General features: G+C 50.0%; 14 protein-coding genes. 7 read left to right on the forward strand and 7 right to left on the reverse strand.

The window, feature by feature from the left end:
• Positions 1–156 precede the first annotated feature (156 nt).
• Together H7A81_RS07430 and H7A81_RS07435 are read right to left on the reverse strand one after the other, a co-directional pair.
• Complete coding sequence (locus tag H7A81_RS07430) at positions 157–909, reverse strand: SDR family oxidoreductase (protein WP_182057142.1); 753 nt, start codon at positions 907–909, stop codon at positions 157–159.
• A 293-nt stretch (positions 910–1,202) separates the two neighbouring features.
• Positions 1,203–2,201 carry a GlxA family transcriptional regulator gene (locus tag H7A81_RS07435; protein ID WP_255478909.1) on the reverse strand — a complete coding sequence of 333 codons (999 nt, stop codon included), beginning with the start codon at positions 2,199–2,201 and terminating at the stop codon, positions 1,203–1,205.
• Positions 2,202–2,264: 63 nt separating this feature from the next.
• On the opposite strand from H7A81_RS07435, the gene H7A81_RS07440 reads away from it, so the two are divergent.
• A complete protein-coding gene (locus H7A81_RS07440) occupies positions 2,265–2,669 on the forward strand; it encodes an MAPEG family protein (RefSeq protein ID WP_182057143.1) in 405 nt (134 codons plus the stop codon).
• 224 nt (positions 2,670–2,893) lie between these two features.
• Here the strand turns inward: H7A81_RS07440 and H7A81_RS07445 are convergent, their stop codons facing one another.
• The 3 genes from H7A81_RS07445 to H7A81_RS07455 form a co-directional block, all read right to left on the reverse strand.
• Positions 2,894–3,370, reverse strand: a complete 477-nt coding sequence (locus tag H7A81_RS07445; protein ID WP_182057144.1) for a DUF1348 family protein — start codon at positions 3,368–3,370, stop codon at positions 2,894–2,896.
• 688 nt (positions 3,371–4,058) lie between these two features.
• Entirely contained in the window at positions 4,059–4,634 is a 576-nt protein-coding gene (locus H7A81_RS07450) for a TetR/AcrR family transcriptional regulator (protein WP_182057145.1), read from the reverse strand.
• A 230-nt stretch (positions 4,635–4,864) separates the two neighbouring features.
• Positions 4,865–6,541, reverse strand: coding sequence for an SgrR family transcriptional regulator (locus H7A81_RS07455; protein ID WP_182057146.1), 1,677 nt, complete (start codon positions 6,539–6,541; stop codon positions 4,865–4,867).
• 270 nt (positions 6,542–6,811) lie between these two features.
• Here H7A81_RS07455 and ptsG point away from each other — a divergent pair, with 270 nt between their 5' ends.
• Genes ptsG through H7A81_RS07475 form a run of 4 tightly spaced genes read left to right on the forward strand, consistent with a single transcriptional unit; the run spans position 6,812 to position 11,084 of the window.
• Entirely contained in the window at positions 6,812–8,341 is a 1,530-nt protein-coding gene (gene ptsG / locus H7A81_RS07460) for a glucose-specific PTS transporter subunit IIBC (RefSeq protein ID WP_182057147.1), read from the forward strand.
• 42 nt (positions 8,342–8,383) lie between these two features.
• Positions 8,384–9,448, forward strand: a complete 1,065-nt coding sequence (locus tag H7A81_RS07465; protein WP_255478910.1) for a Gfo/Idh/MocA family protein — start codon at positions 8,384–8,386, stop codon at positions 9,446–9,448.
• Positions 9,448–10,290, forward strand: coding sequence for a sugar phosphate isomerase/epimerase (locus H7A81_RS07470; RefSeq protein WP_182057148.1), 843 nt, complete (start codon positions 9,448–9,450; stop codon positions 10,288–10,290). Before H7A81_RS07465 ends, H7A81_RS07470 begins: the two co-directional genes overlap by 1 nt.
• Entirely contained in the window at positions 10,284–11,084 is an 801-nt protein-coding gene (locus tag H7A81_RS07475; protein WP_182057149.1) for an alpha/beta hydrolase, read from the forward strand. The genes H7A81_RS07470 and H7A81_RS07475 overlap by 7 nt, the downstream gene beginning before the upstream one ends.
• A gap of 511 nt (positions 11,085–11,595) precedes the next feature.
• Here the strand turns inward: H7A81_RS07475 and H7A81_RS07480 are convergent.
• Positions 11,596–11,799 carry a general stress protein gene (locus H7A81_RS07480; protein ID WP_034822638.1) on the reverse strand — a complete coding sequence of 68 codons (204 nt, stop codon included), beginning with the start codon at positions 11,797–11,799 and terminating at the stop codon, positions 11,596–11,598.
• A 453-nt stretch (positions 11,800–12,252) separates the two neighbouring features.
• On the opposite strand from H7A81_RS07480, the gene H7A81_RS07485 reads away from it, so the two are divergent.
• Together H7A81_RS07485 and H7A81_RS07490 are read left to right on the forward strand one after the other, a co-directional pair.
• Positions 12,253–12,759 carry a ferritin-like domain-containing protein gene (locus H7A81_RS07485; RefSeq protein WP_182057150.1) on the forward strand — a complete coding sequence of 169 codons (507 nt, stop codon included), beginning with the start codon at positions 12,253–12,255 and terminating at the stop codon, positions 12,757–12,759.
• A gap of 410 nt (positions 12,760–13,169) precedes the next feature.
• Positions 13,170–14,735, forward strand: a complete 1,566-nt coding sequence (locus H7A81_RS07490) for a methyl-accepting chemotaxis protein (RefSeq protein ID WP_182057151.1) — start codon at positions 13,170–13,172, stop codon at positions 14,733–14,735.
• Between the two features lie 31 nt (positions 14,736–14,766).
• Here H7A81_RS07490 and H7A81_RS07495 read toward each other — a convergent pair whose 3' ends face one another.
• Positions 14,767–15,654 carry a LysR substrate-binding domain-containing protein gene (locus H7A81_RS07495; RefSeq protein WP_182057157.1) on the reverse strand — a complete coding sequence of 296 codons (888 nt, stop codon included), beginning with the start codon at positions 15,652–15,654 and terminating at the stop codon, positions 14,767–14,769.
• Positions 15,655–15,690: the final 36 nt, after the last annotated feature.

Here is a 15,690-nt window from a genome sequence, read left to right on the forward strand (position 1 = left end):
TGGCGGCGCATTAATCAGGTCTGAATCACAGGCCGTCCGGAAGGGCGGCCTGAATCCTTTCCTCAAAACTCCTCCAAAATTCTTCCCAAAGATGATTTTTACATTCAGGGGAAACTGGCAGGCTGTTATCCGTTCCAGACCTGCCAGCCAGTTAAGTTATGGGTTCATCAGACCGAAAATCTCCTCGTATTTGCCTTCTCTTTCCGCCCAGCGCCTTGCCTGATCGCGTTCAAGAAGTAACTCTCCTCGGGGCGTGTTCTGACTTTCCAGCATTGAGATGACCTGATTGATGTATTCATCAACGGGCATGGCGCGGGCATCATCAAGCTGATGATCACCGGTCAGCGCTGTCTGCAGGTAAGGGGGAAGCATTTCAAGCACTTCAACCGAGGTGGCAAGCAACTGATGGCGGATTGATGTAAGCCATGAGTGCAAAAACGCTTTGCTGGCACAGTAAGTGGGATAGGCCGCGAGCGGAATAAAGGCCAGTGCGGATCCGCTTGCCATGAACGTTGCCTGCTCCTGTCGCCGCAGTAAAGGCATAAAGGCGGTGGCGACTTTGATGACACCCAAAATATTGGTATTGACGATCGCTTCTGCGCTTTTAGCATCCCAGCTGTCTGAAGAGACATTCTCTGAGAGCGAAATACCGGCATTGGCAATCAGTACATTAAGCTCGGGAAATTGCTGAGAAACAGTTTCAGCAAAGCGGTGTAAGGCACCTGTATCGTTGATATCCAAAACAAAGCTAAAGATACCCGGGCGTAGAGTCGTTATCTCATCCAGCAGGGTATGGCGTCTGCCCGTTACGATAACGCGATTTCCAAGATCGTGCAGGGATTCAGCAAGCTTACGGCCAATACCACTGGTGCCGCCGGTAATCAGGATGGTGTTTTGAGAGAGGTTCATTTTTGAGCCTTATCAGTAAAGAATGATAAAGCCACGTCATTATCCGAAACATCAGTTCTGGCTGAAAGCCTTCCTGCTAATCAACAGGGGGAGGGTAGAACGAGATGAATGCCGTGGCGCTGTTCCGGCTTTCCTCTGCTGAGGCCCATTCCGGTTCAGGGCGCGTTGGATGACGGTAACGCCTACGGCAAATCAATGCGATTGCAAAGCGACTATATAATATCGCGAACAGCTTAAACAGTGCTTTTATTGATTCGGCTTCGTATCAGAAGTCACAGCAACAGAGGCCAGCTTCAGGTAGTACGCTTACGCAACTCTTTAATTCCTTTACCTGTTTTACGGCGCAATAAGGCCAGTAATGTAGAAGCATCTGCATAGCCGATGTCTGCCGCAATGCTCTCAATATCTTTACCTTCTGCGATGAGCTGTTTGGCTCGTTCAACACGCAAATCCTGGAAAAAAGCTAAGGGTGATTTACCCAGCACGGCCTCCGTTCTGCGTTGCAAAGTACGGGGATGAACACAGAGCGCGTCGGCGGCGGTTTGCAGGGAGAAACCTCGATCCAGATGTTGTCTCGACCATTTTTCAAATCTGTCGATCAAGGGATCGGCATGAGCAAGATAATCCGGGATGATATAGGGCGTTTGTGAAAGTCGGTCATCAACTAACATAAACTTAGCTATCAAACCGGCCAGTTGCGGGCTGGTGTGACGGACCAGCCACAGTGCCAGATCAATATGCCCCATCATTGCCCCGGCCGTCACATACGGCCCGGAATCAACAATGAGTCTGGCTTCATCCAACAGAACCTCAGGATAGCGCTGGCGAAAAAGGGGGGCCATAAGCCAGGTGGTGGTTGCTGCGTGTCCATTCAAAAGGCCGCTGTCTGCCAGCAGAAATGTCCCCAGGCAGGCAGCGGCGATCCTGACGTTATTGTTAGCCATGTTTTGCAGAAAGCGTTGAGCTTCCATGACATCCGGCCTGTTAAGCGATGCCAGCAGTTGCTCAGGTTGCTTGGTATTCAGAGCTGGCACCACGACCCAGTCGGGTCTGTCCTGTTGTGTTAATTTCAGAACAGGAAGGGTTAGCCCGTGAGCGGATTTAACCCGTTTTCTCATACCGACCATCTGCACCTGAAAGGGCGGAACATCCATCCCCTGAATCTGCGCCAGTTCATTGGCGGTAGAAAAAGTATCAAGCAACGCGGTTAAACCGGTATCAAAAACGCCTTCGAGGGTGAGAATGGAAATTTTCATGTCGTGAATGATGGCAATATTGTCATTTATGAACATGGTTGTATTGTGGCTTTCTTAATAGACTTTTTCCAACATGATTGCACTACGGAGAAGAAGTCGATGAATAACAGCCCCGAACTTTACACCCTTGCCTTAATTTGCCTGATCACCGCGCTGATGTGGTTGCCGTATGTTGCCGCCCGAACGCTAAAAATGGGCGTGAGGTCTGCACTGGGAAACTCAGGACCGGCCTTTGCTGATGTGGCGCCCTGGGCAAAGCGCTCCCGACAAGCACACGCCAACGCTGTGGAAAATCTGGTGGTTTTTGCGCCTTTGGTTCTGATAGCAGCATTCCTCAATATCAGCACTCCTGCTACCCTCCTGGCTGCAAAAATCTATCTGGTGGCGAGAGTGGTGCATTATGCGGTCTATACCGCTGGTATCCCGGTGTTTCGCACGCTCGCTTTTCTGACCGGGTTTGCCTCAACATTGACGACTGCCATCTCAATTTTGTCTGCCCGTTAATCAGTTGTCAGAATGGACGCCTCAATATCTCTTTTGCTGGATATTCCCGTCTGGCAGCTGTTAACCCTGTGTGGGAGATAATTTATCGGATGTGACTTCCTTTGCCGTTCAACTGTCAGTTGGGCTGGTGGCCAGTCGCTGATACCGGCTGGCCATGCAGTAGTGACTTCAGGGGCGGTTTCAATTCATCAGCAGCCTAGGTTTCATGCGGCAAAAATACTGACTTACAACCCCAGATCTGACAGGCTAGGATGATCGTCCGGACGACGGCCCAGCGGCCAGAAGTATTTACGCTCGCTCTCTTTGATTGGCATGTCGTTGATGCAGGCGAAGCGACGCTCCATCAGGCCATCAGCGCCAAACTCCCAGTTTTCGTTTCCGTAGGAGCGGAACCAATTGCCGGAGTCATCGTGCCATTCGTAAGCGTAGCGGACGGCGATGCGGTTACCGCCAAATGCCCACAGTTCCTTAATCAGGCGATATTCGTGCTCTTTCTTCCATTTACGGTCGAGGAAGCTCTGCGCTTCTTCACGATTGTTGGCGAACTCGGCGCGGTTACGCCATTTGGTGTCCAGTGAGTAAGCCAGAGCCACTTTTGCAGCATCGCGGCTATTCCAGCCGTCTTCAGCCAGACGGACTTTCTCGATGGCCGTTTCCAGAGTGAAAGGCGGGAGCGGTGGACGAACTTGTGAATCAGTCATGGTAAAACTCCTGTCAATTTAGTTTCAGTCTAAAGATCGTTCTCGTGACTTAGGACTCAGTGAAAGACCTGTTCCAGCAAAAACTTCGCTACTTTTGATGCCTTGACCAGAAGGCTCACATCGGTGGCATCAATACCGTTCTGATAAGAAACCGTTCAACAGATTCCGGGATTCCCCTTTGGTATCGCGCGGCGTCCTGTCTGTGGCCTAAAGGTAGAATGATCGTTCTACCTCGTCAATGATTTTTTCTGAAATGAATGCCGGGAGCAGAGAATGTTCGGGATTAAAATCGAAATAAGATATTGTTTTTTAATTGGTTTTAAATTAACTGAGATTCGCCCGTTTCAGGTCTGAACAGGGAAGGGTAAGGGAACAAAATGTCGCATTATGAATCCGCAAGGGAAGTGCCCAATAGACTCAAACGGCGATAAGAAGAAACACCATCGAGCTGTGGGTTATCCGTAGAAAATTAACTATCCCGTTGCAGAAGATGACTTTGTCTGTTGATTGTCTGTGCGGCGCGAACGTCCGGGCAGGCGGTGTGGTGACATCGCTGTTGTGTATGATGATGGCTGCGGGTATGCGCACAGGTTGAAGGCGAGCCCGTTTATCGGTCCCGCCTGTCTGAGGATAAAACGAATTTAAAAACTCATGTAAATCTTAATTCAAGGTAAAGCGTTCTCGATCCTCAGGGCGCGGAAGAGGCTCGTTCCAGCATGAGTTTCGCGATGTCCTGAGCGTTGTCGGCAACACTCCCATCGCCCATGACGTATGACATGGTGATCGCGCCTTCTAGCAGGATCAGCAACTGTCGAGCCAAATCCTCCGGATGCTCAACGTTCAACTGTTCGGCAAGCTCCAGAGCGTAATCCAGCAACTTCTGTTTATGCATCTTGGCTATCTGACGCACAGGGTCTTCAGGATCGCCAACCTCACCCGCCGTGTTGATAAACGCGCAACCCCGGAATCCGTCAGACTCGAACCAGCTCTTCAGAACAGTGAACATGTTCAGGATACGCTCCTGAGGGGTCTTGCCTTTGTCAGACTCTGTTCTGAACCATTGCATCCACCGTTCGTCGCGCTCTGTTAACGCGGCGGATGCCACGTCTTCCTTGTTTGCGAAATGACGGTAAATACTCTTTCTGGCGACACCAGAGGTCTTGACCAAAAGGTCCATGCCCATAGCGTGGATACCGTTTTGGTAGATGAGCTCTTCGGCGGTTTTCAGGATTTTATCCCGTGTATCAGTTGTTTTTTTGATCATGGGTTAAAAGTAGAATTATCGTTCTACCACGTCAACGCTTTTTATCAAAGAGCCTGTAAAAATGTCATTCGATTCTTGCGATAGCTGGAAGGACCCGAAGGAAAGGACGTTGATCGGAAGGCTTTGCAGATACCCGTCAGGAAGCATGAGGGGGCGAAAGGGTTTGTCAGAGCGTCGCCATTGCGCCTACCCCCGACGCATTCTTGACGATGTGAACATTGGCCTTGCCACTAATCGAGCCAAAGCTGGCTGAAATCGGGCCATCCCAGAGTATTCACATCTCGCCATCCAAACGATTTTTCACTCTTGAGTTCCAGCCAGTGATGAAACAACGGAATAACCCAGCGTTGTGAGGTGAGGGCTTTAAAGAACGACTCCACGCAGGCTTTGCTTTCACCTAATTCAACGTTCATCAGTTCAAACTGCAACTGCTGCCAGGCTGCAATATACGACTGTGGAAGTCTTTTGAATACCGGATCTGGAGCAAGCCAGTCGAACAAGGCGTGGGGCGATAAGTCATTGATCATAAAATTGGTCAGCCATAAATCGGCTTGTTGATTCTGTGCAGTCGAAAACGCGTCAAAGGGCAGTACGTCTACCACGGCGTCGAAGTGTTGGCGTTTGAGTATTCTGGCGATAGCGTGGCCTAACTGAACCAACTCGGGTTGTTGGTAAGTAGCAATGATGACTTTTCGCCGGGCGGCGTAAGTCGGAGGCTGTGCTCCAAAATCAACACAGCGATGATTCCACTCCGGTAGCAGTCCCAGCGCCTGTGATAACGCTGTACCGTACTCTATCGGTAATTCGCTGTTATCCAGTATCTCAACCGGCTGCAGAATTTTATTCAGAAAGCGGCGGGCTTCAGGTGCAGCAAAAACGCCGGCTTCATCAATCATCAGAAAACAACTGCCATGCTCCAGTCTGCGCTCTTCAATGAGATTGTCATTGCCCGGTTCATCACCATGTAACACCGGGATAAAGCTCATGCTGATACTTTTAGGTGCCCAGGTAAACACCGTGATTTCACTGAGCATAGGGCGCGCCTGATGATAGTGATTATTGCGGCGCAGAGTGATGAAACCTTCCTGTTTATGCGTCAAAGCGAAAGCACCGCTGCATTTCATCACTTGCTGCTGCTCAAAGATCAACGCAGGCTGGGTCGCCAGCAGATAATTCATATGCTTAACCGGTGTTTTGGTGGTGATTAACAGTCGATAATCGCCAATGGTGTCTATCCGGGCAATCAAGCGCGACAGTGATGAAAACCAGGGAGCAGCACAAGCGCGGTCAAGGCAGCGTTTGACCTCTGATGCCCGTATCGGCGTGCCATCTGAAAACATGGCGGTGGGTTTCAGGTAGATTTCCCATGCGGTGTAGCTGGGATCATGGCTCCAGTAATGAGCGATATCCGGCACAATCTCCATCCTTACCGGGTCGTAACGTGTCAGGCCGCTCAGGCACTGTCGCAGAAGATGACGCTCGGTGCGACGTAAGGGGCGCAATGGGTTAAGCGTATCCAGATCGCGGTAATAGGGGATCCTGACGCGAGTTTCACTCCCTTCACCGCTGGCACCAAACTGGTACTGAATCATCTGTTCCAACAGGTGTTTTTCCTGCCCAATGAATTTCAGCATCTTGCCGACATCCTGATTTGCCAGCATCTCATTGACGTTCTTGTTAAACAGCATATCGGGTGTCATCAACAGCCGCAGCGATGAGTGCCGCCCACGTCCCGCCCTGGCTTGCCAAACCAGCCATTCATTTTCACTCATGCGATTTAGCATGTTACGGGTATTGCGAATGGAGCAGCCAAACAGCTCGGCAATCTCAGACATCTGAGCTTGTGACACGTAATTCACGCCATAACGGGCATGCAGCTTACGGAAGTAATTTTCCAGAATGGTCATGGCTTGATGTGGCTCAGCGGTAAAAATTTTCCTGTTTTTAACAATTAATGGCCTATCAGAGTGTGATGGCGCTCAAAAATATTCCTGTTTTTGCTTAAAACAGGAAGTTTATTTTCTCCTTTCCTGCTGTTTTTACGCGTTTTCTGGCCACTTATTGTAATCGCATAGCCTGATTTTGCCTCCACAGGCTAATCACCTCTGTTCCTTACATCAGCCAGATTATCCTGGCCTGGCTGCATAAAATAACAACTCAGATGCAGGAAATACGCTATGTCCAGATTCAATATTCTACAGAAATTACAAAGTATTGGGCGTTCGTTAATGATTCCAATCGCTATTCTGCCCGCGGCAGGGATTTTACTGGCGTTTGGCACCAGTTTTCAGGACCCCAACATCGTCGCTTCGCTGCCGTTTCTGGAAACGCCGTGGCTGATCCACACACTTAAGCTCATGTCAGAAGCGGGCGGCATCATTTTTGCCAACCTTCCGCTTTTGTTTGCCGTGGGGGTTGCTGTCGGCCTGTCCAACGATCAGGGCATTGCAGGGTTGTCCGCTATCGTGGGTTTTCTGATTATGAACGTGACGATCGGCCAGTTCCTCGGCATCACGCCGGAATCAATTGGCACCAGTCGTGATTACACCATGGTACTAGGTATTCCTTCGCTGCAGACCGGCGTGTTTGGTGGCATCGTCATGGGGATTGTGGCCGCCGCGATGTACAAAAAGTACTACCGAATCTCTCTGCCTTCATGGCTGGAATTCTTCTCCGGTAAACGTTTTGTACCGATCGTCACCTCGTTCATTGCGCTGTTTATCGGCATCATCATGGCGCTGGTATGGCCTTCAGTGCAGCACGCCATCAATAGCTTATCAACGTTGATGCTTGGTCAGGGACAGGCATTTTCAGCCTTCCTGTTTGGCTTCGTTGAACGACTGTTGATTCCCTTCGGCTTGAACCACGTGTGGTGGCCAACTTTCTGGTTGCAGTTTGGCGAGTATGTCAACAAAGCCGGACAGATCGTCCATGGAGACCAGTTAATCTTCTTTGCTCAGCTCAAGGATCAAGTCCCCATTACTGCAGGCACATTTATGGCGGGTCTGACACCGATCAAGCTGTTCTGCGTACCCGCCATCGCTCTTGCCATATACCGCTGTGCCGATGAGAAAAACAAAAGTCGTGTTAAGGGCATCATGCTTTCCGGTGCGATCACCTCAATAGTCTGCGGGATCACCGAGCCAGTTGAGTTCTCATTCCTGTTTGTCGCACCGGTGCTCTACGGCATTCATGCTGTCCTCGCCGGGATTGTATTCCTGCTGATGCAGCAACTGCAGGTGCATATCGGGCTCTCTTTCTCCGGCGGTCTTATCGACTTTCTGTTCTTTGGCATCATGCCGAAAGAGACCAACTGGCTGAGGGTCTTCCCGGTAGGTATTGCCATGGCGGTGGTTTACTACCTGCTGTTTAGCTTTGCGATTCGCCGCTGGAATCTGCTGACCCCGGGGCGGGGCAAAGACGAAAGTGAAGAGGTCAGCCAAAACGCGGAGGGTGCCAGTGAACTGGTTAACGGCATCATTCGCGCTTACGGCGGGTTAGCCAATATGACAGCGATTGAAGCCTGTATGTCCCGACTGCGCATCGACGTTTTGGATAAAAACGTGGTGGAAAAAGAAACCCTGAAACGCCTGGGGGCGGCGGGGATTGTGGAAGTGGGCAGCAACATTCAGAGCGTGTTTGGCATGAAATCCGATCTCCTTAAAGAAGAGATTCGGGCGTTGAAAGCGCAGCAGGCTGGCGCGTAAACCATCTTAAATCCGATGAGTAAAATGACAGAGGAAACCATGATGCATCAGAAACTGCGTGTAGGCGTATTGGGTTGTGGCCCCATTTCACAGGCTGCCCATTTTGAATCCTGTACCAAAGCCAGTAATGCTGAGCTTTATGCTATTTGCGATAGCGCTGACGATTTGCGCCAACGCATGACCGCCATGTGGGCTCCGAAAGTGGCTTATAGCGATTATCAGGCGATGCTGGATGACGAAAACGTCGATGCCATTATCATTGCCACCACGGATGCCTTCCATGTACAACTGGCCATGAAAGCACTTCATGCGGGCAAACATGTGCTGTGCGAAAAGCCGCTGGGCATTGCGGTGGAGGAGTGTGAAGAACTGGCGCAGGCAGTCAAGCATTCAGGGCGACTGTTTCAGGTTGCCCATATGAAACGCTTTGATGGCGGTATTCAGGCTGCACACGACTTTATTCAACAGGAAATGGGGAATTTGGTTGCTTACAAAGGGTGGTACGGTGACAACAGCCATCGCTATACCGTGACGGATGCGGTGCAGCCTAAAATTATCACCAGTGCCGCTAAACGTAAGCCAGCGGTCGACCCAAAATCCGATCTGCAACGTTATTACATGCTGGCACACGGCAGCCATTTGGTTGATACCGCACGCTATCTGGCGGGAGACATTAACGAAGTCGAGGCACGATTCACCCATCGGGGTGGTGTGCACTGCTGGTTTGTGGATATCGCCTTTGCCAATGGCACGCTGGGGCATCTGGATCTCAGCGTCGGTGTTCGCATGGACTGGCATGAAGGTTTCCAGATTTATGGAGAGAACGGCAGCATCCTGGGTAAAACTTACAATCCCTGGTTATTCAAATCGAGCGACGTCGATATTTTTCATGAAAATGGCGCTTTCTGGCGTCGTCCGCTGGCAGCAGATGGGCACTTCTATCGCCGACAGATAGAAGCTTTTGCCCATGCGATTCTTACTGATAGTCCACAAACCGGGACCAGCGTGGAAGAGGGGTTGGCGATAGTGAAGACCATGGCTGCAATCGGTGAATCGGTACGCACAGGGCGTTCAGTATGCGTGGCTTCAGCACAGGGAGCGGTGTGATGGATAAAGGCATCTTTTCAAAAACGTTTGCCACAGCCAATGTTGATGAGAACTTCAGGGTAATGCGTTCGCTAGGTTACACCTGCACGCAATTCAATTTCGCCAGTGCAGACCTCCCGTCGCTCCCTGACACGGTTGCTCGCAGCAAAATTGAAGAAATCAGCGCAGCCGTGCAAACACAGGGTGTGCGCATCGCCGCTGTCTCTGCCACCTTCAATATGGTGCATCCCCAGCAATCGGTGATTGATGCGGGTATGGCTTCACTGGAAGTGATTTGCCAGGCCGCTGCCGACCTTAAGTGCCCGTTAGTGACGCTGTGCACCGGAACCTGTGATGCGGAAGATCAGTGGCGCTTTCACCCCGATAACGATACGCCCGAGGCATGGCAGCGGCTTTGTGTCTCAATGACGCAGGCACTGGAGATTGCGGATCGTTATCAGGTCGCGTTGGGTATCGAGCCTGAGCTGGCGAATATCGTCAGCAGTGCGGTAAAAGCGAGACAACTCATCGATGAGATGCGCAGTGAACGGCTGAAGGTGATCTTCGATCCAGCGAATCTGTTTGAAATCGCCACACTGAGTGAGCAACACCGAATCGTGGCGCACGGTCTTGATCTTTTAGGAGCCGAAATTGCCATCGCCCATGCAAAGGACCGCTATGCTGACGGCGCCTTTGCCACTGCGGGAAAGGGGCTTCTGGATTATCCGTTCTACTTACAACGGCTGAGCGCTTCTGGTTTTAACGGCAGTATTGTGACGCACGGGTTGGATGCCAGTGAAGCAGGGTGGGTTTCAACCATGTTGGATCAGCAACTGCAAAAACTGGAGGCTTATTCATGCTGAAGACCTTTGCGAGAGAAGGGCTGCAATTAAGCTATTTTGATAGCGGGGGTTCGGGGCCGATGCTGATTTTTCAGCATGGTCTGACTGGCGATCACCAGCAAACCACCAGTACTTTTACCGCTTCAGGCTATCGTCTGATTACGCTGGAGTGTCGCGGCCATGGCCGCTCATCGTTGGGGGCGCCAGAAGCCCTCAGTATCCGCACATTTGCGGATGACCTGCTGGCGCTGATGGATCATTTAGCCATAACGCAGGCACCCTTAGCCGGAATCTCAATGGGGGCTGCGCTGTGTGCAAACATAGCCAGCCGCCACCCACAACGCGTTAAGTGCCTGACGTTAATTCGCCCGGCGTGGCATCAGACGCGCAGCCCACTCAATATGAACGTTTACAATGTGTTGGCCGATTACTGGCAGTTGTATGGTGGAGAAGAGGGGAAGCTTGCTTTCGCTCAGTCTGAAACTTATCAGTTAATTCAGCAGCACTCCCCGGATAACGCTAATTCACTGTTGAATACATTTTCCCTGCCGAGCGAATCAACGCTGCATTTGTTACGGCGCATCGCCTGCTGCGATCCGGGCTATCACGCGAGCGCCATCAAAGCGGCGCAGATCCCTGTAGCCGTGGCTGGCACTGCCATGGATGTTGTTCATCCGATGAATACCGCTGAGGTTATTGCCAGAGAGTTGACGGGTAAGGCAGCTGTGATGACCTTTGCGAAGTCAAAGGACAAAACGCGACATTGCGAGGAGGTGACTGAGTTAATCGTGAGCAACATTAAGCGATTAACCTAAGAAGCATTGAGGATGACGGATTAACGCTCAAAAAAAGAATGTCCGTGGAGATGCTTGAACGCCGAGTCTGAAGGTCATATGGCTGCTATTTCTCAAAGAATAGCAGCCTTTTTTGTTACCAGAGGTTCCTCTGGACCGCGAGTCACAACATGGCAATTGCGTTTTGGGCAAGCCAACTCCAGCTTTTGTAATTAACTTAATCATGTTCAGTTTTAATTTTTCTGAAAGTGTACAACTTGAGATTACATGTACAAATATGTTGGTTAATTCGTGTTTGGTTATTAATTCCAGGATCTAAATTGATCATTAATATATATAGGAAAATTTCTGTATAAGCGAAGCGGCAAATGAGGCGCGATTGATCAAGAAATGATCGATTTTTTGTTGTTTGCGATGGGAATAACCCTCCTGACGTAGCGAATTTTGCATTTAAGCGAAGCGCTAATACACGTCAGGAGAGTGTTGTGATGAAGGCTAGCGAACGTAACCCAGTGTTGAATTATTGATAGTGTTATTTCCGGCGGCTGATCTTTCCTCCCTTCCGGCCTGCTTCAACGGCGCGGTTCGGATCGTTTTTAAAATTGCCGCCACTTACCTGACCGCCTTTGCGGCCTGCTTCAGCCGCACGCTCCTTGTCCTCGGCGAAGTTCCCTGTGCCCCCACGACGTTGCGTCTTTTTCTCTTCCTCTTCAGGATGCTTGTTAGGGTCCGTCATGCGTTCTCCTCATTATATTTGTACCAACATAAAGCAAAAATAAATGTAGCGTTGTTTTTACCATAATCAAGTCAGGATTAATCTTAAGTTTTATTATTTTGCGGACTGTTTGTTTAAGGATAAGTCGATTTTTGTTTATAAGCGGATGAAACTCACTTGAATGATGATTGTTAGCGCACTTTAGATGTTGAGTAAAGAGTGTCGTGAGGGTAAATATAAGCGAAGCGGCAAGGTGGTGATATTAATCCCCCCTCTCAGTTTTGCGTCGATTGGCTTGCGCAGAAGGGCTTACTTGCTACGTTTAATAAAGATGATTGTTAATCCGTTAATTAACGCTTCGCTTATTTCCAGATAATTCCATCAGCGACGGTGTTGAATCGGTTAGCTTGCTAAGCAACTGCATACCATCCCCAAAGGTAGTTCATTAAAAGCACATCAACCAGGAGTGAATGAATGAAGAGGGAATCTGTTTATCTGGATTGGCTACGTGATGCACACGCGATGGAGAAGCACGGTGAAACGTTATTAAAACAAGCGATGGAGCGTCTCGACAGTGATTCTTCCATCGGGAGTCGCATCGTGCATTATCTTGCGCAATCACGCGCACAGCAGTTGCAGGTGAAAGAGGTTCTGAAATGCCATGACGATAGTTGGTCGGCATTGAAAGAGGCATTAGGCCGCCTGTCTGTGGTGGGGCAGGCAGCGAGCGATATGCTGCGTGTTGAGCAGGACGCGCGGATGGCCGTCAGCGTCTATGTCTTTTGTAGTTATAAAGTTGCGACTTACACCACGTTAATTGCCGCCGCCAGACAGGCTGATGACAGTGAAGGCGCGGACATTTTTCAGCGGATCTTGCAACAGGAAGCGCAAATGGCTGCCAAACTGCTTGGGGACTTGCCTGACGCAGCGAATCAATCGATAGACTCGCTGGCTGAAAGTGAAGCATCAAGCGCGGTGTAGTGTTTTCTGCGGGCAGCTTGCTGGCTGCCCGCAGAGAAAATAGCCAGCATTATTAATGATTACAGGTTAACGGCAATTGCATAAACTGCAGTAAAAAGCCGCTACGTTTATCTAAACGGAGGATCAAGCGCTACACACTCAGTTTAATAAGTAAAGCACACTGATCACTCAGGTGACTATTATTGCCAACAATTTAATATAACTGATCAAATTGTTTAATTGCGCAATTCCACAGGAAGTGAATTGTTTTGCACGAGTAAGTTATATTTAAGTAAAAGCATTAAGGTTAGTGAGCATGCTGACGATAACAGCAGGGATGCTGCCGATGAGAACGCGGAGCGTCTCCATTTCTTTGTTTTAATAACACCTGGATTTCATGACTCACTAATAAAAATCATTGAGGTTTCTAAATGGACATAGTTCAAGGATTTTCACGCAATATTAAATTGCGCAGCAAACTCATTATTTCTTCTCTCATCAATATCGGTATGCTGCTTTTGGTCGCGGTACTGGGTTTAAATTCGCTGTTTATGGCACAAACCGGCGTCAACGGCATGATGAAAGATGATTACCCAACCATTGCGTTGGGCAATCAGTTAATCAATGAGATTAACACTACCATTCAGCGACAGGCTTTGTTGCTCAGCCCAATCAATGCGGAGCGCCGCAGCGCCATCATGAATGAGCTTCAGGGGGCAACCGGGCAAATTACGGAGATTTATCGTCAACTCCATGCACTGTCAACAGATGAAGATTCCATTGCTTATCTCAAAATTTTGGATGATAAACGCAAAGCTTATTTAGAAGGCCGTAATCAATTTTTGCAACTCGCTAGTCAGGATCCTAATAAAGCGCTGGATTATTATCTGACAGCATTGGCGAGTAAACAAAAGGATTATACGGTTGAAGTGCAGCGTTTTATTGCACTGCAAGAGCAGCAGATGAATGGTTCCTACACACACTTTATGGATTCCTATCACACCACTAAAATTTCAATGGTGGTGATATTTATTGCGGCGGTTATTCTCTCTGCGTTGATTGGCTGGATTATTATCCAATCCATTACTGTGCCATTAAAAAACGTGATTGCGTTTCTTGGCCGTGTTGCTGATGGCGATCTCAGCACGAGCTTCTATGAAAAACGTAAAGACGAAATGGGCCAGTTAATAAACGCCATTCAGCAGATGCAGGATAAAATGTCGACTATTGTCAGTCATATTCGTATCAGCGCAGAGCAAATCTCAGGAGGTGCCAGCGAAATTATGTCGGGTACACATGATTTGGCCGCGCGTACTGAAGAACAAGCCAGTTCGGTTGAACAAACAGCAGCATCGGTTGAAGAATTCACCGCCACCATTAGCAACACGCGCAATAACACCCACTTTGCTGCCGATCTGTCTGAAAAGGCGGAAAGCGCCGTGGGGCAGAACGCCACCATGATGAACAACGTGTCGACCAAAATGGCTGAGATCCATGATTCAGCCGGTCGCATGGCAGACATTATCAATCTGATTGATTCGATTGCTTTCCAGACCAATATCCTGGCGCTCAATGCGGCTGTTGAGGCGGCACGAGCAGGGGAGCACGGTCGCGGTTTTGCGGTAGTCGCGCAGGAAGTGCGCGCGCTGGCGCAAAAAACCGCCACCTCATCGCATGAGATTCGCCATCTGATTGAGGAGTCTTCCACGCGCATCGTTGATGGCCGTGACATGGTAGCGGATGCCAACAAACTGATGTCGGAAATGATGAACAACGTGGTGAACATGAAGGAAGTGCTGTCACAGATTAACCAGGCCAGCACCGAACAGGCCGATGGGATCAGTCAGATCAACACTGCTATCAGCCAAATTGACATCACGACACAACAAAATGCCTCGCTGGTGGAGCAATCCCTGGCTGCTTCCGCCATGCTCAGCGAGCAAGCGGCAAACATGGTGAACAGCGTCAGTGTGTTTACCCTGCGTCAGAGCGCATAACCATAAGTGACAGGCGGTGTTAAGGCCGCCATTACTCCAAATTCTTGCTATTTAACACGGGCACCTGATCAAGCAACCATTGAAGCAATAGCTTGATGTTGGGCGCTTCCAGCCGGCTTTTCGGCCACACCAGATAATAACCGTCTCCTGTCGCCACCGGCTGGTTAAATGGCAGCACCAGTAAGCCGTTATTAATCGCCTCCTGGCTGAGCAGCAAGTCACCAATTGAAACGCCGTGTCCACTGATCGCCGCCATCGTGCCCTGTTCCAGCGTATCGAACAGTTTGCCTTGCCACAGATTGATAGCCGGTGCATCAGCTGCCCCCTGTGACCACCTCAGCCAGTCGCGGCGATCGTGTGAAGGGTGAATCAATTCACAACTTGCCAATTGCGTTTGTGCCTGTCGTTCCAGTGCGGGGGCGCAAATCGGAATTAACCACTCCTGAAACAGCAAATGGCATTCAGTGTCTGCACCAAAATGGCCGTCGCCCAACAAGATGGCGCAGTCAAAAGGTTCACGGGCAAAATCGACGTTGTCGGTGTCCATCCAAACGCTGGTAATCTGCACTTCAGGTGTTGAGTTTTGCTCGCGATAGAGTTGGAGTGCATCCAGCAGCCACCGCATGGTCAGTGTCGAAGGGGCCTTGAGACGGAGTTGATGACCCTGCTGCGTGAAGGCGGCGCAAGCTTGCTCTAAAGAGGCAAATCCGGCCTGTAATTGTGCCGCTAATACGCTACCGGCAGCGCTGATTTCGACCCTGGGGCCTTTACGGACAAACAGTTGGCAATCGAACCACGCTTCAAGGGTGCGGATGTGGCGGCTAATCGCACCAGGGGTGACGTTGAGTGCCGCAGCGGCCTGGCTAAAAGCGAGCGGACGAGCGTCGTGGAGGGCAAGAGGGGAGGTCCGGGAGTAGATCTCGCGGGCGGCCGTACAATCTCAAAACAAAGAGCC

This window comes from Pantoea sp. ME81, from assembly GCF_903970985.1.
GTDB classification, from domain to species: domain Bacteria; phylum Pseudomonadota; class Gammaproteobacteria; order Enterobacterales; family Enterobacteriaceae; genus Pantoea; species Pantoea communis.

Excerpts from the sequence above, each read along its gene's own strand:
- H7A81_RS07480 (WP_034822638.1), bottom strand. The coding sequence starts at position 11,799 with ATGACGGACCCTAACAAGCATCCTGAAGAGGAAGAGAAAAAGACGCAA.
- ptsG (WP_182057147.1), top strand. The coding sequence starts at position 6,812 with ATGTCCAGATTCAATATTCTACAGAAATTACAAAGTATTGGGCGTTCG.
- H7A81_RS07485 (WP_182057150.1), top strand. The coding sequence starts at position 12,253 with ATGAAGAGGGAATCTGTTTATCTGGATTGGCTACGTGATGCACACGCG.
- H7A81_RS07490 (WP_182057151.1), top strand. The coding sequence starts at position 13,170 with ATGGACATAGTTCAAGGATTTTCACGCAATATTAAATTGCGCAGCAAA.
- H7A81_RS07465 (WP_255478910.1), top strand. The coding sequence starts at position 8,384 with ATGCATCAGAAACTGCGTGTAGGCGTATTGGGTTGTGGCCCCATTTCA.
- H7A81_RS07445 (WP_182057144.1), bottom strand. The coding sequence starts at position 3,370 with ATGACTGATTCACAAGTTCGTCCACCGCTCCCGCCTTTCACTCTGGAA.
- H7A81_RS07475 (WP_182057149.1), top strand. The coding sequence starts at position 10,284 with ATGCTGAAGACCTTTGCGAGAGAAGGGCTGCAATTAAGCTATTTTGAT.
- H7A81_RS07455 (WP_182057146.1), bottom strand. The coding sequence starts at position 6,541 with ATGACCATTCTGGAAAATTACTTCCGTAAGCTGCATGCCCGTTATGGC.
- H7A81_RS07440 (WP_182057143.1), top strand. The coding sequence starts at position 2,265 with ATGAATAACAGCCCCGAACTTTACACCCTTGCCTTAATTTGCCTGATC.
- H7A81_RS07470 (WP_182057148.1), top strand. The coding sequence starts at position 9,448 with ATGGATAAAGGCATCTTTTCAAAAACGTTTGCCACAGCCAATGTTGAT.
- H7A81_RS07450 (WP_182057145.1), bottom strand. The coding sequence starts at position 4,634 with ATGATCAAAAAAACAACTGATACACGGGATAAAATCCTGAAAACCGCC.
- H7A81_RS07430 (WP_182057142.1), bottom strand. The coding sequence starts at position 909 with ATGAACCTCTCTCAAAACACCATCCTGATTACCGGCGGCACCAGTGGT.
- H7A81_RS07435 (WP_255478909.1), bottom strand. The coding sequence starts at position 2,201 with ATGTTCATAAATGACAATATTGCCATCATTCACGACATGAAAATTTCC.